Raw genomic sequence first — 21994 nt, forward strand, 5'->3', positions numbered from 1 at the left:
GAAACCTGAAACCTTCAAGCGAAGCTATCTCTTAAATCCCAAATAACTTCATCGCATTCGCCGTCGTAATCGCATCCACATCAGCCAAACTCATTTCACGTAAATCCGCTACACGCTGACCAATTAACTGTGTATACGCAGGCTCATTACGCTTACCACGATGTGGTACCGGTGCTAAATAAGGACAATCGGTTTCTAGGATTACATAATCCATATCGAGGTGAGGAATAATCTTATCCATCCCACCATTCTTAAAAGTAGACACGCCACCAAGGCCTAAGTGGAATCCTAAATCATTAATGGCTTTTGCTTCATCAACTGAGCCACCAAAGCAGTGGAAAACACCTGATAATGAACCGTCTTGCTCTTGTTTTAATAGACTTAATGTTTCTTCAATAGAGTCACGAGTGTGGATTACTACTGGTAGTTTCATCTCTTTTGCCCAATTTAATTGGGTAATAAATGCCATCTCTTGTTCTGCTTTAAAGGTTTTGTCCCAGTATAGGTCAATACCTATTTCACCTACCGCAATGAAATTATGCTTTTCAAACCATGAGTGAATGATTGCTAAGCTCTCTTTTACATCAGCGTTCACATAACAAGGGTGTAATCCCATCATTGAATGACAAACATCAGGATAAGCTGCTTCGGTTTTGAGCATTGGTTTGATAGATTCTAAATCGATGTTAGGTAGTAGAATTTTGCTAATACCTTGTTCTAGTGCGCGCTGAACAACAGCATCTCTATCTTCATCAAATTCTTTTGCATAAATATGAGCGTGAGTATCTATCATGGTGAAACCCTAAAACAAAAAATAATGGCTTCTATCATACCAAGTTCAAAGTAAAAATCAGATCTATACGAAAAAGTCACTTGAAAGACTACGATTAGCCACTCGATAGGTATATATTGGAAAGCATCATAAATACAAAAAGGAGCACAGTGTGTCTGTATCCATTCTTGGTGCGTTTCCAAACCGCCGCATGCGCCGTATGCGTAAACATGAATTTAGCCGCCGACTAATGGCTGAAAACCAACTAACAGTAAATGATTTGATTTATCCAATGTTTGTTCTTATGGGTAAAGATCGTCGTGAGTCTGTTGAGTCTATGCCGGGTGTTGAGCGTTTATCTATCGATTTACTGCTTGAAGAAGCGCAACGTCTTTATGATTTAGGTATTCCTGCGATTGCACTTTTCCCTGTGGTTTCTCAAGACGTTAAAAGTCTATGTGCTGCTGAAGCTTATAACCCTGAAGGTCTAGTTCAACGTACAGTTAAAGCCCTAAAGGAACATGTTCCAGAGCTTGGTGTGATTACTGATGTGGCTTTAGACCCATTCACAACTCACGGTCAAGACGGCATCATCGATGAAGATGGTTACGTAATGAATGACGTAACGACAGAAGTTCTGATTAAGCAGGCGTTATCACATGCAGAAGCGGGTGCTGATGTGGTGGCTCCGTCTGACATGATGGATGGTCGTATTGGTGAGATCCGTAAAGCACTAGAAAAAGCGGGCCATGTTCATACACAAATCATGGCGTACTCTGCAAAATACGCGTCTTGTTATTATGGCCCGTTCCGTGATGCAGTGGGTTCTTCATCAAACCTGAAAGGCGGTAATAAGAAAAATTACCAGATGGACCCAGCAAACAGTGATGAAGCAATTCATGAAGTGGCAATGGACATCAATGAAGGTGCGGACATGGTGATGGTGAAACCAGGTATGCCTTACTTGGACATCGTTCGTCGTGTTAAAACTGAACTTCAAGTGCCTACGTTTGCTTATCAAGTATCAGGTGAGTACGCGATGCACAAAGCCGCTATTATGAATGGTTGGTTGAGTGAGCGCGATACGGTAATGGAATCACTGCTGTGCTTTAAGCGTGCTGGTGCGGATGGCATCCTAACTTACTTTGCGAAAGATGTAGCAGAGTGGTTGGCGGAAGAGAAGAAGTAAGAGTAGGGACGAGAAAAAGCAGGGTTCAGGTCGCTTTGCTTAAAGGTTTCAGGGGAAATGTGGTGAGCTTTGGTGTTAACTAGAGACTATGCGCTGCGCTAACTAGAAACGATAAGAGCGAGAACTTTGCATTTTTTAAGTTCTTCATCTAAGAAATAAAAAAAGCATGATGATTTTAGTTAATCATCATGCTTTTATTTTTCCTGAAACCTGTACAGTAAGGCACTTGCTTTTGCTCTTATAGAAGCGAAGCGTTTTAGTCCCTAGTCCCTAGTCCCTAGTCCCTAGTCCCTAGTCCCTAGTCCCTAGCATCTATAACCAAATCCCAACCAATATTCGTCTGCTTATCCGCTTCAATCTCTAACTCCGATCTCGTTAGAGGATTCGCCGCCAGCCAAGTCCCATCAATCGACAATGACAAAACATCATTTTTTTCTGATAGCGTTACAGCAGGCGCTAAATTCACATCACGACGATGAGTGAGAATAATCGCTAAACGTAAAATACGTAGCATGCGTTGAGCGGAGATATCAGAAACTGCATGTTGAGTTGGCATGGCTGAGAAATATTCGCGGTAACGGCGTAATAACTCACCAATTAAGTGTTTTTGAGCGCGAGTGAAACCAGGTAAATCCAGTGCGTTAATTAAATAGGCTGAGTGCTCTCCACCTTTTTTATAATCAATACACATACCAATTTCATGAAGCTGAGTTGCCGCAGTAAGCAATGGCAATGCTTGTGGCTCAGTAAGCCAGTCGTTACCACATTGCTGCACAAGTTGAATTGAGAGGTCGGTGACTTGTTGAGCGTAGCCAACGTCTAATTGATAACGCTGTTGGGTGCTCTTTATTGTGCGTTGACACACTTCATCGTGTTGCAGTTCATCGATCATTCCGTAGCATAGGCCTTCACGTAACGCGCCGCCAGCTAGAGTCATAGAATCGATGTTTAATAATTCAAAAATAGCAATAAGGATGGATAAACCGCTTGGGAACACTAATGCTCGCTCAAGTGTTAACCCATCAATATCTAACTCTTCTAAGTGTTCATATTGCATTGCTTGCTTTTGAAGGCGCTTTAGCTTGGCTAAGGTGATGACCTCATCCATGCCTTGCGCCAACATAATTTCTTGCAATGCTTGTACCGTACCACTGGCTCCAACACAGGTCTGCCAACCTAAGTCAGTATATTGCTGTAAAATTGGAGCTAACGTCTCTTTAGCGCCGGCAATTGCTGCATCAAAGTTCTTTTGGGTTAGGGCACGATCTTTAAAGTAGCCTTCTAGCCAAGTTACACAACCCATTTTTAAGCTTGTGAGTGCTTGTGCTTCAAAGCCTTCACCAATAATTAGCTCTGTACTTGCTCCGCCGATATCAACGACTAAACGACGGCCATTACCACCTGAAGTGTGCGCAACTCCTTGGTAAATCATACGAGCTTCTTCTTCGCCTTCGATCACGTTAATGTTGTGACCTAAGATTTGATTGGCTTTTTCTAAGAAGATATCCACATTGCTAGCGACACGCAGCGTTGCTGTACCGACAATGCGAATATTTTCTACAGGGATGTCTTGCAGACGTTCTGCAAATAAGCTCAAACAATCCCACCCACGTTGCATAGCTTCATGGCTGAGTGTGTTATTTTCATTTAATCCCGCAGCTAAACGAACTTTACGTTTAATTTTAGCCATGGTTTGCACACTACCATTTATATGACGCACAACAAGCATATGGAAGCTATTGGAGCCTAAATCGATGGCGGCATACATTGGTGACATTGTTGAACTTTTCATAACATCCTTTTACTTTTTTACTGAGCGCTCAATTTACGACTGAGTATTACGTGGTTGACGTGGGCGAGTATGCTTACGGTTACCGCCTTGACGTTGACCATTGTTATTACGACGATTTTGCTGTGGACGACGTTGAAGTCGTAGTGGAGCTGGCAAATCTTCTAGTAATGCCGAAGCGTCGTAATCAGATTGTGGGATTGAATGCTCAATATATTCTTCGATAGCAGGAAGGTTAATTGCGTATTCTTCACATGCGAAGCTAATAGAGTTACCGCTTGCACCAGCACGACCTGTACGGCCAATACGGTGAACGTAATCTTCTGCTTCGTTTGGTAAATCAAAGTTAAATACATGCGTTACTTGTGGAATATGTAGGCCACGAGCAGCCACATCGGTAGCAACTAAGATATCAACATTACCTTGTGTGAACTCTTCTAAAATGCGCTCACGTTTTTTCTGTGGAACGTCACCAGTTAGAAGGCCAACACGGTGTTTATCAGCAGCTAGGTGACCCCAAACTGATTCACATTTGTGTTTTGTGTTTGCAAAAATAATCGCACGATCTGGCCATTCTTCTTCAATAAGTGTTTGAAGTAATGCCATTTTATGATCATTTGAAGGATAGAAAAGCTCTTCCTTAATGCGATGACCTGTTTTTTGCTCTGGCTCAACAACAACGTGCTCTGGCTCTTGCATGTGTTCAAACGCAAGCTCTTGCACACGGTAAGATAACGTGGCAGAGAACAGCATGTTCAAACGCTCTGTTGGCGCAGGCATACGACGGAAGATAAAGCGAATATCTTTAATAAAACCTAAATCGAACATACGATCGGCTTCATCAAGAACAACAGCTTGAATCATCTTAAAGTCGATGTGACCTTGCTTGTAAAAGTCGATAATACGACCGGTTGTACCGATCAAAATATCAACACCTTGCTCAATCACTTGTTGTTGTTTTTCATAACGCTCACCACCGTAAGCCAGTGCCGCTTTTAGGCCTGTACTTGCGATAAGTGATTCAGCATCATTGAAGATTTGAATCGCTAATTCACGTGTCGGAGCCATGATAATGGCACGCGGTTGTGTGATTTTACGACCTTCTGGTGCTGGTGTCGTTAATAGGTGATTAAAAGTAGCAGTAAGGAACGCTAGCGTCTTACCTGTACCCGTTTGGGCCTGGCCTGCAATGTCTTGGCCGGCGAGCAGTACCGGCAATGCCTTAGCTTGAATTGGGGTACATTTGATGAACCCTTTTGCATTCAAACCATCGATAACCTGAGGCTGTAAACCTAGGTCGGCAAAGTTTTGCTCTGTGATGTGCGTCTTTTTCATTGCTATAGAATATCAGTTAAAGCTTGCAATACGAAACGGATTCCATTCAAATAGAGAATCAATTTGCTGGTTATCATCAAATCAGCCTTTAAATTTAACGTTGGAGTTGACGATGAGCGACAAAATTTTGCAGCTTACAGATGGCGGTTTTGAAGAAAGTGTAATCAACGCTGCAGGCCCTGTACTAGTAGATTTCTGGGCAGAATGGTGTGGTCCTTGTAAAATGATTGCCCCGATTCTGGATGAGATTGCTGATGAGTACGAAGGCAAACTAACGATTGGTAAATTAAATATCGATCAAAATGCTGGTACACCACCAAAATTTGGTATTCGTGGCATTCCAACGCTACTTCTTTTCAAAGATGGCGGCGTAGCTGCAACGAAAGTGGGTGCACTTTCAAAGACTCAACTTAAAGAGTTTCTTGATGCAAACCTATAATTTAGGATGGTATTAAGTCAGATAGAACCGCATATAATGAAAAATTATGTGCGGTTTTGTTTTATCTGAGCTAAGCTAAGCCCATAAATAGGGTTAACCCCCTAGACTAAAAACCGAATAAGTGATAATTTATCGCGCGTAATTTATACGATTTCATTTCTTGACCGAGCTCGAAGGTCATCCATTCTTAAATCAACTAAAGATAGAATCTGATTTTGACTAAACAACTACCTACCACTATGAATCTTACTGAACTTAAAAACCGACCTGTATCGGACCTTGTTGCTCTTGGCGAAACACTAGGCCTAGAAAACTTAGCTCGTCTAAGAAAACAAGACATTATTTTTTCTATTCTTAAGCAGCACGCAAAGAGTGGCGAAGATATATTCGGTGACGGTGTTCTAGAGATTCTGCAAGATGGCTTTGGTTTCCTTCGCTCGGCAGACAGTTCTTACTTGGCGGGTCCTGATGATATTTATGTATCGCCAAGCCAAATTCGTCGTTTTAACCTGCGTACTGGTGATACCATTGCCGGAAAGATTCGCCCATCAAAAGATGGCGAACGCTACTTTGCTCTTCTTAAAGTAAACGCTGTAAACCACGACCGTCCTGATAACGCACGTAATAAAATCCTTTTTGAAAACCTTACTCCTCTACATGCTAACGATCGTTTACGCATGGAACGTGGTAATGGTTCAACAGAAGATATTACAGCACGTGTTCTTGATTTAGCATCACCAATTGGCCGTGGCCAACGTGGTCTTATTGTTGCTCCGCCAAAAGCGGGTAAAACAATGTTACTTCAAAACATTGCTCAAAGTATTGCGCATAACCACCCTGAGTGTGAGTTGATGGTTCTACTTATCGACGAACGTCCAGAAGAAGTAACAGAGATGCAACGCCTAGTTAAAGGTGAAGTAGTTGCATCAACGTTTGATGAGCCAGCGTCTCGTCACGTTCAAGTTGCTGAAATGGTTATCGAGAAAGCAAAACGTCTTGTTGAACATAAGAAAGACGTAGTTATCTTACTTGACTCAATCACTCGTCTAGCTCGAGCATATAACACAGTGATCCCATCATCTGGTAAAGTTCTTACTGGTGGTGTAGATGCAAACGCACTTCACCGTCCTAAGCGCTTCTTCGGTGCTGCACGTAACGTTGAAGAAGGTGGTAGCTTAACTATCATCGCAACAGCACTTGTTGATACTGGCTCTAAAATGGATGAAGTTATCTACGAAGAGTTTAAAGGTACAGGTAACATGGAATTACACCTAAACCGTAAGATTGCGGAAAAACGTGTATTCCCAGCTATCGACTTTAACCGTTCAGGTACTCGTCGTGAAGAGCTGTTAACTAAAGCTGATGAGCTACAGAAAATGTGGATTCTACGTAAGATTGTTCACCCAATGGGCGAAATCGATGCGATGGAATTCTTAATTGATAAGCTATCAATGACGAAAACAAATGATGAGTTCTTTGATGCGATGCGTCGTCAGTAATTGACAAAAGACTCATTTATTAGATTTATAGCTCAAAAATAATGAAACGCTACCACTATGGTAGCGTTTTTTGTTGATTAAATGTTAATTTGATCGCATTATCATTTGTACTAAGTTTGAACTCAGTATTGTACTTGGGTTCATTTCAGGGAGTAACTTATGCGACAAGGACTGTTAGCATCTATCTTCCTTTTTACTAGTTTGCTGTTTGGGCAAGTATTAGCCTCTGAGATTCAACCAAACTTTAAGAATAGTTTGTTGAATGATCAGCAACTCAAGAAGAAGGTGGAAAAACTGCATCAATATCTTATTGATGATGACACCACAACACTAAACTTTTCTCTTAATCGTCTTTCTATGCCACAGCAAGAAGCGGTACGCTTTATGTTGCTTCAATACATTGAAAAAGAAAGATTAATCTTATCTCCAACAGTCAGTATTTGGTTAAAAGAACAGTTAACGCTGCATCCAACTTATACTATTAAAGAACAAGGTGATGGCTATGTCGTCACTAAGTTAGCATTTGATTATTCTAGTATTGCTGCTCGTGTATTAAATCAGATGAAGAAAGAACAACAAGTATTGGACTTCATTCTTGCTGCTGAAGAAAAGCGTCTTATATTATCTGAATGGTTGACGGGTGAACCTCATCAAGTACGTGTACGTCAATCTATTGTGTTAGCTGAATTAGATAGCCTTACGCCAGAAGCATTAGAGTATCTTGTTAATCAGATTACGGACGACACATTATCGGTGTGGTTGCCAACCACTGAAGTGATGGTTCGTTTAGCTCAAGTATCTAAAAATCCTAAAATATATAAGATGTTATGGCGTATGCGAACCGATCAATACAGTATCAATGAGCTTAATCGTTTAGCGAGATTAGCACCTGATCCATTTGCGACAGAGCAATTAATGGCTGCAACTAAAAATCCATCACTGAAGCTGAGTGCTTTTGCTTCACTTGCTCAACTTCATCCGCTGCCGCAAGAGGTTCAGCATTTTTTGTTAGCGAAACTTGATCATATTCAGGATGGTGGTGCCGTTGCAATGCACTTAGCGAATTATGGGCATGCTTCTTGGTTAGAAAGTTTGGTAGGCAATAGCAGTAATGTTCGTAGGCAGCACGTAAAGTTTGCTTTATCTCAGAATTAGTAGGGGTTAGTCCTCTGAATGTTGGTTAATTTCTGCCTGAAAAAATGTGTTTTGGTTCTAGGTTATGACTTTTAAGTAGGTTGGGCATATTCATTTGTTTGGGTATAATCTATTCAAACTCATTAGATGTAGATAGCGATGCAATATAAGGATTTACGTGATTTTATCGGCCATTTGGAAGATATTGGTCAGCTAAAACGCATTTCACACCCCATTGACCCTCATTATGAAATGACAGAGATCAGCGATCGTACTTTACGTGCGGGTGGTCCTGCTTTGCTATTTGAAAATCCAATTGGCTATGATATTCCGGTTTTAACTAACTTATTTGGTACGCCAGAGCGTGTCGCTATCGGCATGGGCCGCAAAGACGTTTTAGAACTGCGTGAAGTAGGTAAATTACTTGCGTACTTAAAAGAGCCTGAGCCACCAAAAGGCTTTAAAGATGCATTAGATAAATTGCCAGTCTTTAAGCAAGTGTTGAACATGCCAACGAAGAATATTCGTAAAGCGGCATGCCAACAGATTGTTTGGCAGGGCGATGATGTTGATCTTGATAAAATTCCTGTAATGAGTTGTTGGGCTGATGATGTGGCTCCGTTATTAACGTGGGGCTTAACAATTACCAAAGGCCCACATAAAAAACGCCAAAACTTAGGTATTTACCGTCAGCAGAAGCTGAGTAAAAACAAAGTGATCATGCGTTGGCTTGCTCACCGTGGCGGTGCTTTGGATTTACGTGACTGGATGGAAACGCATCCAGGAGAGCCGTTTCCTGTTTCTGTGGCGTTTGGTGCCGATCCAGCAACGATTTTAGGTGCAGTAACGCCTGTGCCTGATACTTTATCTGAATATGCGTTTGCAGGTCTTCTGCGAGGTAGCAGAACTGAAATAACCAAATCCATCAGTAATGATTTAGAAGTACCAGCCAGCGCTGAGATTGTCCTTGAGGGTTATATTGATCCAACTGAATTTGCCGATGAAGGCCCTTATGGGGATCATACCGGTTACTACAATGAAGTTGAAAAACACCATGTGTTTACGGTTACGCACATTACCATGCGTAAAGAGCCAATTTATCACAGTACGTATACTGGACGCCCACCAGATGAACCCGCGGTTTTAGGTGTGGCATTAAACGAAGTGTTTGTGCCTATTTTACAAAAGCAGTTTCCTGAAATTATTGATTTTTATCTTCCTCCTGAAGGGTGTTCGTACCGCATGGCGGTTGTGACAATGAAGAAGCAATATCCAGGTCATGCTAAACGTGTGATGATGGGAGTATGGTCATTCTTACGTCAGTTTATGTACACCAAGTTTGTATTGGTTTGCGATGAAGAGGTGAATGCTCGAGATTGGTCACAAGTAACGGCGGCAATGTCTCAGCATATGGATCCGGCTCGTGACAGTTTGATGATAGAAAATACGCCGATAGATTCATTAGATTTTGCTTCACCTGTGGTGGGATTAGGTTCAAAAATTGGCTTAGATATCACGAAAAAATGGGATGCAGAATTAGCATTATCACCAAACGTGGAATGTTCATTAACAAGCAGTGAGCAGATTGAAGGGTGTATCGCTGAAATAACCAAAATATGTCCTGAGATTATTGAAATTCATTTGCAGAATGACAATGCCAATATGGTGGTTGTATCCATCAATAAACAGGCAGCAGGTAATGCTAAGAAAATCATGGATGCTATTTGGGCTCAATTTGAAGAGAACAAATTTGTTATAGTGTGTGACGATGATGTCAATGTGAGTGATTGGAATGACATCATTTGGGCGGTAACAACACGAATGGATCCGGCGAGAGATACCTTATTTTTACAAAGCGAAGGTGAAACCTCAAAAATGGGGTTAGATGCCACCAATAAATGGGAAGGTGAATGTCTTCGTGAGTGGGGAACACCAATCAAGAAAGACCCAGAAGTTGTTGCGAAAATCGATGCCATTTGGAATGAATTAGGGATTTTCAAATAAGTATTGGTTTTAGTGAAGTGTAATGTCTTGTAGCAAAACAGCTGTTGCTATCGATAAGCTATCAACACCAATTAAATCCATTCTGTTTTTGCGGAAAGACATTTCATTTCACTGAATAAAGTAAACGAAAAGGTATTTCATTAAGATCTGAAAAAGATAAAGTGTGATGAAAAAAATAACCTTACTACCACAGCAAAAAGAATTTAGCATCGAAGAAGGACAAACCATTCTTGATGCGGCACTCGAGGCGGGAATTAATTATCCAAACCGATGCCAAGTCGGCGCATGTGCTATGTGCTTATGCAAAAAATTAGAGGGTGAAATTGAATACGATTTAGAGCCTCTTCTTACCGATAAAGAACAACAAGAAGGGTGGGTATTTGCGTGTCAGGCAACAGCAAAAAGTGATTTAGTGCTGTTGTTAGAATAAATCCTCCCCGTATAATTAGAGTTTAATGCTCAATACACATAATAATGACAGCGTACAAATGCCATATTAAAAAGGCATCAGCTGAAAAAGGAAAGTCATGCCAATCAATTGCAAAGTAAAGTCTATCGAGCCATTGGCTTGTAATACTTTTCGAATTTTACTTCACCCAGAACAGCCTGTTGCTTTTAAAGCAGGCCAATACCTAACGGTTGTTATGGGTGAAAAAGACAAACGCCCATTCTCAATCGCAAGTAGTCCTTGTCGCCACGAAGGTGAAATTGAGTTACATATTGGTGCCGCAGAGCACAATGCTTATGCCGGAGAAGTGGTTGAATCAATGAAATCGGCACTAGAAACGGGTGGTGATATTTTAATTGATGCGCCTCATGGTGAAGCGTGGATCCGTGAAGACAGCGATCGTTCAATGTTATTGATTGCTGGCGGTACAGGTTTTAGTTACGTACGTTCAATTCTTGATCACTGTATTAGCCAACAGATTCAAAAACCAATTTACCTATACTGGGGTGGTCGTGATGAATGCCAACTGTATGCAAAAGCAGAATTAGAGAGCATTGCTCAAGCGCATAGCCATATTACGTTTGTGCCAGTGGTTGAGAAAAGTGAAGGCTGGACAGGTAAAACGGGTAATGTGTTAGAAGCGGTAAAAGCCGATTTTAACTCACTAGCAGATATGGATATTTACATCGCAGGTCGCTTTGAAATGGCTGGTGCAGCACGTGAGCAGTTCACCACTGAAAAACAAGCGAAGAAAGAGCAGCTGTTTGGTGATGCATTCGCATTTATCTAATTTAGAGCACTAAAAAGACAAATAAAAATGCCACTCAATAATGAGTGGCATTTTTTTATGGATGTTATAAAAAATGAATTAGCCTTTATCATCAACCATAGTCAGTGCTTTACGAGAAAGATCTGCTGCCGCTTGTTTGCGGTTTTGCTTATCTAATACTCGCGCAAGATAGGCGTAATCAGACATATCTTCACGAATCGCTAATGCAGCCTCAAAATGTTCACGCGCTGGCTGCCATTTTTGTGTTCGCATATAAAGCTGCGCCAATGTACTTTGAATTACTGGGTTACGAACATCGTAATCTGCCATGCTTTCAAGCAACACGGTTACTGGGTGATAATCAGCAAGATTTAGTGTAGGCAGTAGAGCAACGAGACGATCATCCGCACGTTTCTTTAGGTTATCTCGCAAGATAATATACGCTTCTGAATCTGCTTTACGTATTTGTAATTGTTGAATGAGACAAATCAGAATTGGAACATGTTTTTTAAGTTTCTTTGGTAAGGCATCCCAATGCTCTAGTAAACCAGCGGTTCCCTTATTGGTCGCAATAACGGCCATTAACCCACATTCTGCTTTTTCTTCTAACTCTAAGGCTTGTTGGTCGGTAATTAGATTCGCTTTACTTAAAGGATGAATGATGTTTTTCAGTGCTTGCCATTCATTTAATGCAAGGTAACACTCTTTTAGTAGTTCTAATAAAACCGGATTACGAGGGTAATCAACCTTAACAAACTGTAAGGTCGCTAATGCCAGTTCATACTGTTTTTGGCGCATTTGCAGTTTTGCACTGGTTAATGCAACCGCTAATGTACTGTCATCTTGCTCTGATGCTAATTGTAGGTATTTATCTCTCAGATCAGTTTGCTGACGACCTTGAGCCGCTTCCGCAGCAGCCAAATAATTTAATAGTGGGAAATCATTATGACGCCCACCTTTAGTTATTAGACGCTCAGCCTCTTTCCATTCACCTTCGTGCAGTTTAATCATACCTTTAAAGGTGTTGTAACGAGCTTTACGCAAATGACGAGCACTAAACCAACCACGAGTATAATTACTCACAGATAGAATGCGCTTCACGATCATTTCAAGTAAGAACAAGCCAGCAATCAAAGCACCAATAAAGAGCACTAAGGTCGTTAAGCTCATCTCTATGGTCGTATTAGCAACGGATATTAATACATAGCCTTGTTGATCAGCAAAGGTTGTTCCCACGATTAATCCACCGACTAAGACAATCGCCAGAAGAAGTAATCGGATCATGATTTACCTCCTTCAGTTGTTTCAGTCTGTTTTACTGTTGCTTTTGGGGTTTCACCAATCGCTTGAACATTACGGCGAAGTCGCTCTGAAATGAAGTCCGACAATAGCGCTTGAGTCTTCATTTTCTTTGGATAACGAACGTCTACTTTGTATTTTGCTAAAGAGTCTAGCTGAGCCATAAAGCTTTTCACTGCAGGGTCATCTTGTTGGAAGTACTGAGAAGACCACAGTTTTGCGCTTTCTAGTGATGTTGCATAAACCTCACTTTGCTCACGATAAAGTGCTTTAGATGCCAGTAGCAATTTGCCTTTAATGTTCTCTTTTAAGTAAAAATGCTGCTCAGGGCTAAGTAGTGGAATAACGTTACCTTCACGAACTCTATATGTAATGAAGTGGCCAGCAAAATCATTAAGAGATTGTTTTAGGTTTGATTGCCAATCATTAATGTTGGTTGAAACGTGTTTTTCTTCGACAGCATCGGCTTCTGGAAGAACGGCGCTTGCCAATGGCAGTTTATTAATTTGTTGTTCTAGGCTATTTAGTTTTAATACTAAGCCATCACGGTCAATTAATGGGATCGCTTTTAATGTCGCAATGTCATCAGCCATTGCGCGACGTAGCGGTGTAAGGCTTGGATCGTTTAATGCAGAAATTCGTTGGTCTGCGTTTTCCATTAAACGCGTTGCACTGACCACATCATGTTCCAACCATAATTTACGACCAGCCATTTTTACTAAGTAATCCGCTTCTGCAAGTAACCAGTCATTTGGACGACGACCTTTGATATCAGCAATTGCCAATTGAAGGCTCGCAATGCTCTTATCTTGTTGCTGCATTAGAACCGTCGCCTTACGTACAATCTCATCTGCTTTATCGGTAATGCGCTGCTCTGCTGCAACCAGTTTTGCATCAAGCGTGGTATCTGCTGTTTTTAATTTTTGCTCAAGTTGAGCGATTTGGATTTGTTGTTGGGTAACTTGTTGTTGCGATGCTAAGAAGGCACCGCCACTGAATAAAATAGAGATAATAATGGCAACAGTCCCTAAGCGACGGCCTTTTTTATCGACAATATTTTCTGTGTTAGAAGCAGAGTGTGTGGTGGTTTTCTCTGGCTCTTTTTTTATATCAGGGGCTGTAGTCACAACCGGCTTATCTTCGGTTGGCTGTGTTGTATTATTATTTTTTGTCATTTGAAAATCCCATCATAATGATGCTCACTGATATAGTGCAGCAAGTCGGAATTAGAGGCTCCGCCAACCGTTTCAATATGTTGATAACCAAGTTCTTTTGCAAACTGGTTAATGCGCTCACTTGGTACCAATAATCTAAGCTTCAGTACCCAATTTAAATCTGTACCTGTAAATTGAGAGGTGAAAAAAGAGAGTTGTTCACCACTGGTCACAATCAATGTGTTTACGTTCTTTTCTTGCCACTCTCGAGTTTTGATAGATGCATCAAATGCGATGGCTTGACGTTGGTAAGCCTCGCAATATGTCACATCCACATTGAGATCGTTCAGAACTTGATAAATCAGATCTCGTCCGCCATTTCCTCGAAGAATAATGGCTTTTTTCCCTGTCGCGTTTTGTAAGACAGGAAGGGCTAATAAATGTTCACTGTCGCTATGGGTTGGGTAGTGTACTGGATCTGAAATATACTTTTTGAGGTGTTGAGCGCTCTTTTGACCGACCGCAATATAATTAACCCCCTGTTTCCACTCTAATTGTAGCTGTTTTAAATACTTTTGGGTGTATTCAACAGCGTGCTGACTGACAGCGATAATAAAATCACCATCATTAAGTGAAGAAAATAGCCTAGGGAGTTGAGACAGTTCATTGCCGGGGTGAATGGTGATAAGAGGATGAGAAATAGCTGGATGCCCTGATTGATTCAAGGCATCACATAAAGCTTGGCTCTCTTGCTCAGGGCGAGTCACCAAAATCGTCATAGTTACGCTTCTGCGTATAGGCGTTCTAAAATTTCTTTCGCGCCATCGTTTAAAAGTTGATCGGCAAGTTGAGTACCTAAAGCTTCCGCGTCAGAAACCGGTCCAGACACTTCACCACGGATCATCACTGAGCCATCAGGTTCACCAACAAGAGCACGTAACCAAATTTGGTCACCATCAATGAGTGAGTAGCTACCGATTGGCACTTGGCAACCACCTTCTAAGCGATTATTCATTGCACGCTCACACAGAACTCGGTTTGCTGTTTCTGGGTGATTTAGAGGTTCAAGTAAAGCACGAAGACGATCGTCATCTAAGCGAGCTTCAATACCAACAGCTCCTTGACCTACAGCAGGTAATGATTGCTCAGGTTCGATTGCACTTTTGATTCGGTCTTCTAGACCTAAACGGATTAAACCAGCACAAGCAAGAATGATCGCATCGTAGTTACCATCATCCAGTTTTTGTAGACGAGTTCCCACATTACCGCGTAATTCTTTGATAATAAGATCAGGACGAGCTTCTTTAAGTTGGCATTGACGACGTAGGCTACAAGTACCAACAACGGCGCCTTGAGGTAACTCATCAATATTGTTGTAAGTGTTCGATACAAATGCGTCACGTGGGTCTTCACGCTCACAAATCGTAACAAGACCTAGACCTTCAGGAAATTCAACTGGCACGTCTTTCATTGAGTGAACAGCAAGGTCTGCGCGGCCTTCTAGCATCGCAACTTCAAGTTCTTTAACGAATAAGCCTTTTCCGCCAACTTTTGCTAATGGCGTATCAAGAATAATGTCGCCTTTCGTTACCATAGTAACCAATTCAACTTCCAAACCAGGGTGAGCGGCTTGCAGTGCATCTTTAACAAAGTGGGCTTGCCATAGAGCCAAAGGGCTTTTACGAGTGGCGATACGAACAGGTAATTGCTGTGACATAGTAGTATCCGATCAAAATAATTACCTTATCCTACCATTACTTGAGGGTGAGGTGAAAATACAGGATGACAACAGTGTGATTATGGGTTAAAAACATCAGCGCAAAAGGTAAGGGTATTACTTTTTGTAGTGATGCGCTAAACTTTACGTCTAAAGTTAAAAGTGTTATCTTGATCACGTTTTATAGTCGGTATTGAACGAATGCTGTTCAATATTCACCATCATCTTAGATGACAAAGATTAGCTAGGCTTTCTATTTGCAAACCTATATTGAAACATTAATTGCTCGACAGCAACGCCTCACGGAGCAACGTGTAGAGCGAGCTTTAGCACTAATGAAACCACTTGGGCAAGAGATCTTCCATCAATTGCCATTGCTATTGCATTTCAATCATTCGGAGCTTCCGGGTTTTGTTGAAGGTGCACCTAGTGGTATTAAACAATTTCATGCAAATAAAAAGCAGCGTGAGTGGATGGCTCAACTTACGCTTCGTTATCCTCTATCTACTTCAAATCAAGGTAATATTCTTGGTTTGTATTCAATGGGTAGTACTTCTTCTATTGGCCAAACCGTTGCCAGTGATCTCGATATTTGGGTTTGTATTCCTGAAAATCTTCCTGCCGAGAAAAAAGCACTTCTACAACAAAAATGTGATGCACTCACCGAGTGGGCATTGCAGTTTTATATTGAAGCTAACTTCTTCTTAATGGAACAGAATCGTTTTAGAGATGCGTATTCTGAAGAGATGACAGGTGATAACTGTGGTTCTTCACAACATCTTCTTTTGCTTGATGAGTTTTATCGTACTGCCGTATGTCTAGGTGGACAGCAATTACTATGGCAAATCATCCCTCCAGAAATGGAAGAAAGTTATGATGATTATGTCGATCAGTTGTGTGAGCAAGGGATTATTCAGCGTGACCAATGGATTGATTTTGGTCGCCTTAACCATATTCCTGCTGAAGAGTATTTTGGCTCAAGTTTATGGCAACTATATAAAAGTATCGATTCACCGTTTAAATCGGTGTTAAAAGCGATCTTATTGGAAGCTTATTCTTGGGAGTACCCGCATACACAACTATTAAGCATTGATAGTAAACGCCGATTTTTTGCCGATGATCCCGATCTTTATGGGATGGATGCGTACTACCTGATGCTTGAGAAAGTGACTCGTTATCTTGAACGAACTAATGATATGTCTCGTTTAGAGTTGGTTCGTCGTAGTTTCTATTTGAAAACACATGAGAAGCTTTCAAGAAGACAAGGTCAAGGCTCAGTTGAATGGCGTCGTAAGGCGTTAAGTGAGTTAACGACACAATGGGGATGGAGCTCTGAATACATTACAGAGTTAGACTCTCGTCGTACTTGGAAAGTAGAACAGGTGAAGAAATCACACCACGATCTGCTTGAAGCCTTGATGCAAAGTTACCGAAACTTGATCCGTTTTGCGCGTAATAATGACATAACGTCGTCGATCAGCCCTGAAGATATCAGTATTCTTGCTCGTAAGCTTTATGCTGCATTTGAAGAACTTCCAGGTAAGGTAACGCTACTTAATCCTCAGATCTCACCAGATTTACACGAAGCGGATTTAAGTTTTATTGAGGTGCCAGAAGACAGCATTAATAAAGCTGGCTGGTACGTTTATAAAAAACCATTAATTGCTAAAGAATTAATGGGCGCTAAATTTTTAGAGCATAACCGATATTTAAGTAAATTAGTGGCATGGGCGTTCTTTAATGGCCTACTAACTGAATCAACACGTTTGGATGCCGTGGTTCGTGATGCTGATTTGAATATCGATAAGTTCTACCAAATGGTGAGCGATTTAAGAAACACTTTCTCTGTGTACTTACCGCAGCCAACCAAAGAAGAATTAGGCAGTCCTTGTGAAGTTCGCCAACTTTCTATTTTTATTAATTTAGAAAACGATCCAACAGAGCGATTGAAACTGAAACCTGAGCGTATGAATCAGGCTGATGCGGATATTTTTAGTTGTGGCAGTGAGCAAAACAACCTAATTGGCAGCGTTGATTTAGTGTATCGAAATTCATGGCATGAAGTGAGAACACTAAACTTTAGCGGTGAAACCGCCATTCTTGATGCGTTAAAAACCGTATTGTGCAAAATGCACCAAGATGCTGCTCGTCCAGAATCTGTGGATGTGTTTTGTTACAGCAAACAGATGCGTGGCATTATTCGTAATAACATTTATCAACTGCTGGCTGAGTGTATTGAGCTTCGTCTAAAGCCTGTTGAAAATAACGAAAAACGTCGTCGTTTCAAAGGCATCAAAATTGGTTCAACCATGTATGGATTGTTCTTTGAGCGTCGTGGTGTATCGATCCAAAAACTGGAAGATTCTGTTCAGTTTTATTCGAGTATTTCTACCAATAAGGCGATTGGTTCAACCACCATACCTTTGGGTGATAACAGTGGTGTGGTTATCCCTGATGCGGTGGACTCATTTGCAAGTGAAGGTTTGATTCAATTCTTCTTTGATGATTCGCAAAATGATGACGATGGTTTCAATATTTATGTCTTAGATGAAGAAAATAAGATTGAAATCTATCACCAATGTTATGGCAGCAAAGATGATATGGTGAACAGCATTAATCACTATTACACTTCAAGCCGTAATAATGAAGACTTGTCTAATCCAGATAAAGTGAACTTTAACTTACCTCAGTTTTATGAGGTGATGTATGGTGAGACACAAGAGGCGTCGATTCACTCATATCGTAGTGGTCAACAGCAAGTTAAAGTAAAACAAGCCAACTAAAAAGCAAAAAGAGACCCGAGATTTGGGTCTCACTTCATTTCAGTATATACTCCGTCTACATGTATAAATAACCAGTGTGATGTGATGGACGTTTCTTTTCTTCTTGATGGTCTTAATGACAAACAGCGCGAAGCCGTAGCCGCTCCGTTAGAAAACATGCTTGTACTTGCGGGTGCCGGTAGTGGTAAAACTCGAGTACTTGTTCATCGTATCGCATGGTTAATGCAAATTGAGCAAGCGTCTCCTTTCTCTATCATGTCAGTGACCTTTACCAATAAAGCGGCTGCTGAAATGCGTGGTCGTATTGAAGAGCTAATGCATGGTAGTGCTGGTGGTATGTGGAACGGTACTTTCCACGGTATTTGTCATCGTATTCTTCGTGCTCATTATCTTGATGCAAAATTACCAGAAGGTTTCCAAATTATTGATTCTGATGATCAACAACGTTTATTAAAACGACTGATCAAAGCGCAGAATTTAGATGATAAAAACTGGCCCGCTCGTCAAGCTGCTTGGTTTATTAATGGTAAAAAAGACGAAGGTTTACGTCCTCACCAAATTAATTCTTTCAACGATCCAATTACTCAAACATGGTTGAAAGTTTACAGTGCTTACCAAGAGGCTTGTGATCGTGCAGGTTTAGTGGATTTTGCTGAAATCTTACTGCGTGCACATGAATTGCTTCGTGATCACAAACATATCAGAGAGCACTACCAAGCGCGTTTTAAGCATATTTTGGTGGACGAATTCCAAGATACCAACAACATCCAATACGCTTGGCTACGCATGATGGCTGGGTCAGATTGTGATGTGATGATCGTAGGTGATGATGACCAATCCATCTATGGTTGGCGTGGTGCTCAGATTGAAAATATTCAAAAATTCTTAGATGAATTTGTTGGTGCAAAAACCATTCGTCTAGAACAAAACTACCGTTCAACTGCCAATATTCTAAATGCAGCCAACGAATTGATCAGTAACAACACTGAGCGTATGGGCAAGAAGTTATGGACTGAAGGTGTGGAAGGCGACTTAATATCCATTTATTCGGCGTATAACGAATTAGATGAAGCACGTTTTGCTGTCGGTAAGATTAAAGAGTGGCGTGATAATGGTGGGGCACTTGAAGACTCCGCATTTTTATATCGTAATAACGCCCAATCTCGTGTACTTGAAGAAGCGTTAATTCAAGCTGGCCTACCGTACCGAATTTATGGTGGTATGCGATTCTTCGAACGACAAGAGATCAAAGATGCCTTGTCTTACTTACGTTTAATGAATAACCGTAATGATGATGCTGCGTTTGAGCGTGTTGTTAATACACCGACTCGTGGTTTAGGTGATAAAACGTTAGAGACTGTGCGTTTTGCTGCTCGTGAGCGTGGAGCAACCATGTGGCAGGCAAGTATTGCCTTAATTGAAGAACAAGTATTACCAGGACGTGCAGCAGGCGCATTAAGTCGTTTTATCGAATTAATTAACGCATTAGAAGATGATACTCGTGATTGTCGTCTACATGAACAAACAGACCAAGTGATCAAAAGTTCTGGTTTGTTTGCTATGTATGAACAAGAGAAAGGCGAAAAATCAAAAGCACGTATTGAAAACTTGGAAGAGCTGGTAACAGCAACTCGACAGTTTGAAAAACCTGAAGAAGCAGAAGAGATGACCGATCTGACGGCTTTCTTAACTCATGCTGCATTGGAAGCGGGTGAGGGTCAGGCTGATGAGTTTGAAGATGCCGTTCAATTAATGACATTGCATAGTGCTAAAGGACTAGAGTTCCCACTTGTGTTTATGGTGGGTGTTGAAGAAGGCATGTTCCCGAGCCAAATGTCAGCAGAAGAAGCCGGACGTTTAGAAGAAGAACGTCGTCTTTGTTATGTTGGTATGACTCGTGCGATGGAAAAACTGTACATCACTTATGCAGAGATGCGTCGTTTGTATGGCCAAGATAAATACCATAAACCATCGCGCTTTATTAAAGAGATCCCAACTGAATGCGTAGAAGAAGTACGTATGAAGGCGAAAGTCAGTCGCGCAGGATCATATGGCAGTTATGGTCAAAGTGCGTCTTCAGACAGCCGTTTTGGTCAAAAAGCGGTGAATAATAACTTCAATGAAACGGGTTATGCGTTAGGTCAGCGAGTGAAACATCCAAAGTTTGGTGAAGGAACTATTATTAACTTTGAAGGTGCAGGGCCACAAGGTCGTGTACAAGTTGCGTTTAATGGTGAAGGGATCAAATGGTTGGTTACTCAGTACGCTAAGCTAGAATCAATCTAGGTTGGCTTTTAATTAATAAAATAAAAAAAGAGAGCACATATGCTCTCTTTTTTTATCTATTATTTAGCCACATCTGAATTCATCGTAAAAGGACTTAAAAATTGTAATTCATTACAATTGTGACATTTAAATTTCTTTGTATTACGTTGAGTGATGTATCTTTCAACAAAACTTCGTTTAGATGGTAATAGCGGTAATTCCGCTTTACAGTTCTTACACCTAGCCATATCTTGAACCTATTTACAATGTTATCAATAGTTTATGTTTTTTTTATTAAACCAGTGTCACATATTGAGAAATAAATTTCACGGATATATTGCTAATTAAGTATAAAAAAGTGCAATAAGTAGGCGTAGGTCTAAATATAAAAATTAGGTATACATTTTAATGTTACAAAATTATACCTAGCTCTTTAGTGTTATTTATTCTTTTTGTTTCTAGCCATGAAAGCATCTGTGGTAAAGATAAGTAAAGCAGCCCAAATAAAACCAAAAGTAATTGCTTTATCAGCACTAAATTCTTCACCATATAATCCGACCGCTAACAAGAACATTAAGCTTGGACCTATGTATTGGAAAAAACCTAGTGTAGACAGTTTTAGTCGAGTCGCTGCTCCAGTAAAACAGAGTAATGGGACTGTCGTAATGATACCTGCAGCGACCAGTAACAGATTTAAATTTAGCGCATTTTCACTTAAATCTGATGTAGCTGAGTTGGCAATAAACAACAGATAAATGAGAGTGAGTGGTAACATCACTAAGGTTTCTATGAATAATCCAGTTTGCGCATCCATTGCGACTTTTTTACGAAGTAATCCATAAAAGCCAAAACTACAAGCAAGCGCAATGGCGACAACTGGAATTGAACCAAAGGTAATTAATTGGATCAGAACACCAGCACTAGCAAATAGAACGGCTATCCATTGAAGTCGTCTTAAGCGCTCCCCAAGAAAAATCATTCCGAGAACAACATTTAGCAATGGATTAATGTAATAACCTAAACTTGCATCCAGCATATGTCCGGCATTTACTGCCCAGATAAATATCAGCCAATTAGCACCAATTAATACACTGGTTGTAATTAGATAAGTCATCTTTTTCTTATCTTTTAGTGTATTGATAACCGTTGTCCAGCCTTTGGAAAAAGAGAGTAATGCCGCCAAAAAGAAGAAAGACCAAATAACACGATGACTTAAAATCTCTAAAGGAGAGACTTCACTGATGGTTTTAAAGTAAATAGGTGCAATACCCCATATGGTGTAAGCACCAAGAGCAAATAAGACACCCTGACGAGTGCGTTGTTGTTCGAGAGTCGTTGTTGGCATGTGTGAGTTCTTAACAGTGCGAGTAAAATAGAAAAAGAGAATGTCTGGAGTGA

General features: G+C 40.8%; 17 protein-coding genes. 9 read left to right on the forward strand and 8 right to left on the reverse strand.

The features are described from left to right. Positions 1 to 31 precede the first annotated feature (31 nt). Positions 32 to 793, reverse strand: a complete 762-nt coding sequence (locus AVFI_RS00220; RefSeq protein WP_054776011.1) for a TatD family hydrolase — start codon at positions 791 to 793, stop codon at positions 32 to 34. Between the two features lie 151 nt (positions 794 to 944). Between AVFI_RS00220 and hemB the strand changes: the two genes are divergently transcribed. Continuing rightward, positions 945 to 1961 (forward strand): porphobilinogen synthase, encoded by a 1017-nt coding sequence (gene hemB, locus AVFI_RS00225; RefSeq protein ID WP_011260930.1) that lies wholly within the window; start codon positions 945 to 947, stop codon positions 1959 to 1961. A 298-nt stretch (positions 1962 to 2259) separates the two neighbouring features. Here the strand turns inward: hemB and gppA are convergent, their stop codons facing one another. After that, entirely contained in the window at positions 2260 to 3753 is a 1494-nt protein-coding gene (gene gppA, locus AVFI_RS00230; protein ID WP_188863329.1) for a guanosine-5'-triphosphate,3'-diphosphate diphosphatase, read from the reverse strand. A 33-nt stretch (positions 3754 to 3786) separates the two neighbouring features. Next, complete coding sequence (gene rhlB / locus AVFI_RS00235; protein ID WP_005416870.1) at positions 3787 to 5085, reverse strand: ATP-dependent RNA helicase RhlB; 1299 nt, start codon at positions 5083 to 5085, stop codon at positions 3787 to 3789. Positions 5086 to 5197: 112 nt separating this feature from the next. Between rhlB and trxA the strand changes: the two genes are divergently transcribed. From trxA to fre, 6 genes are all read left to right on the forward strand, one after another. Next, positions 5198 to 5524: a thioredoxin TrxA gene (gene trxA, locus AVFI_RS00240; protein WP_005416871.1), complete on the forward strand. Its 327-nt coding sequence runs from the start codon at positions 5198 to 5200 to the stop codon at positions 5522 to 5524. A 239-nt stretch (positions 5525 to 5763) separates the two neighbouring features. Further along, positions 5764 to 7023, forward strand: coding sequence for a transcription termination factor Rho (gene rho, locus AVFI_RS00245; protein WP_054776017.1), 1260 nt, complete (start codon positions 5764 to 5766; stop codon positions 7021 to 7023). A gap of 159 nt (positions 7024 to 7182) precedes the next feature. Beyond that, on the forward strand, positions 7183 to 8178 hold the full coding sequence (locus AVFI_RS00250) for a hypothetical protein (RefSeq protein WP_188863328.1): 996 nt from the start codon (positions 7183 to 7185) through the stop codon (positions 8176 to 8178). Positions 8179 to 8316: 138 nt separating this feature from the next. Beyond that, positions 8317 to 10161 carry a 4-hydroxy-3-polyprenylbenzoate decarboxylase gene (gene ubiD / locus AVFI_RS00255; RefSeq protein ID WP_188863327.1) on the forward strand — a complete coding sequence of 615 codons (1845 nt, stop codon included), beginning with the start codon at positions 8317 to 8319 and terminating at the stop codon, positions 10159 to 10161. Between the two features lie 166 nt (positions 10162 to 10327). Further along, on the forward strand, positions 10328 to 10591 hold the full coding sequence (locus AVFI_RS00260; protein WP_005416876.1) for a 2Fe-2S iron-sulfur cluster-binding protein: 264 nt from the start codon (positions 10328 to 10330) through the stop codon (positions 10589 to 10591). 97 nt (positions 10592 to 10688) lie between these two features. After that, complete coding sequence (gene fre / locus AVFI_RS00265) at positions 10689 to 11399, forward strand: NAD(P)H-flavin reductase (RefSeq protein WP_017018910.1); 711 nt, start codon at positions 10689 to 10691, stop codon at positions 11397 to 11399. Between the two features lie 78 nt (positions 11400 to 11477). On the opposite strand, the gene AVFI_RS00270 is transcribed toward fre, so the two are convergent. From AVFI_RS00270 to hemC, 4 genes are read right to left on the reverse strand one after another with little or no spacing between them, the layout of a single operon-like run. Next, positions 11478 to 12662 (reverse strand): heme biosynthesis HemY N-terminal domain-containing protein, encoded by a 1185-nt coding sequence (locus AVFI_RS00270; RefSeq protein ID WP_054776012.1) that lies wholly within the window; start codon positions 12660 to 12662, stop codon positions 11478 to 11480. Then, the gene (locus AVFI_RS00275) at positions 12659 to 13852 is read right to left on the reverse strand and encodes a uroporphyrinogen-III C-methyltransferase (RefSeq protein WP_065595627.1); all 1194 of its coding nucleotides are present in this window, start codon (positions 13850 to 13852) and stop codon (positions 12659 to 12661) included. The genes AVFI_RS00270 and AVFI_RS00275 overlap by 4 nt, the downstream gene beginning before the upstream one ends. Further along, complete coding sequence (locus AVFI_RS00280; protein ID WP_065595628.1) at positions 13849 to 14610, reverse strand: uroporphyrinogen-III synthase; 762 nt, start codon at positions 14608 to 14610, stop codon at positions 13849 to 13851. The genes AVFI_RS00275 and AVFI_RS00280 overlap by 4 nt, the downstream gene beginning before the upstream one ends. Before the next feature lie 2 nt (positions 14611 to 14612). Further along, on the reverse strand, positions 14613 to 15548 hold the full coding sequence (gene hemC / locus AVFI_RS00285; protein ID WP_011260939.1) for a hydroxymethylbilane synthase: 936 nt from the start codon (positions 15546 to 15548) through the stop codon (positions 14613 to 14615). Between the two features lie 257 nt (positions 15549 to 15805). On the opposite strand from hemC, the gene AVFI_RS00290 reads away from it, so the two are divergent. Both AVFI_RS00290 and uvrD read left to right on the forward strand, forming a co-directional pair. Next, on the forward strand, positions 15806 to 18331 hold the full coding sequence (locus tag AVFI_RS00290; protein WP_199414883.1) for a class I adenylate cyclase: 2526 nt from the start codon (positions 15806 to 15808) through the stop codon (positions 18329 to 18331). Positions 18332 to 18415: 84 nt separating this feature from the next. Then, positions 18416 to 20617, forward strand: a complete 2202-nt coding sequence (gene uvrD / locus AVFI_RS00295; RefSeq protein WP_188863326.1) for a DNA helicase II — start codon at positions 18416 to 18418, stop codon at positions 20615 to 20617. A 418-nt stretch (positions 20618 to 21035) separates the two neighbouring features. On the opposite strand, the gene rarD is transcribed toward uvrD, so the two are convergent. After that, positions 21036 to 21941 carry an EamA family transporter RarD gene (gene rarD / locus AVFI_RS00300; protein ID WP_155673722.1) on the reverse strand — a complete coding sequence of 302 codons (906 nt, stop codon included), beginning with the start codon at positions 21939 to 21941 and terminating at the stop codon, positions 21036 to 21038. Positions 21942 to 21994: the final 53 nt, after the last annotated feature.

It is taken from the genome of Aliivibrio fischeri ATCC 7744 = JCM 18803 = DSM 507, assembly GCF_023983475.1.
Taxonomy (GTDB): domain Bacteria; phylum Pseudomonadota; class Gammaproteobacteria; order Enterobacterales; family Vibrionaceae; genus Aliivibrio; species Aliivibrio fischeri.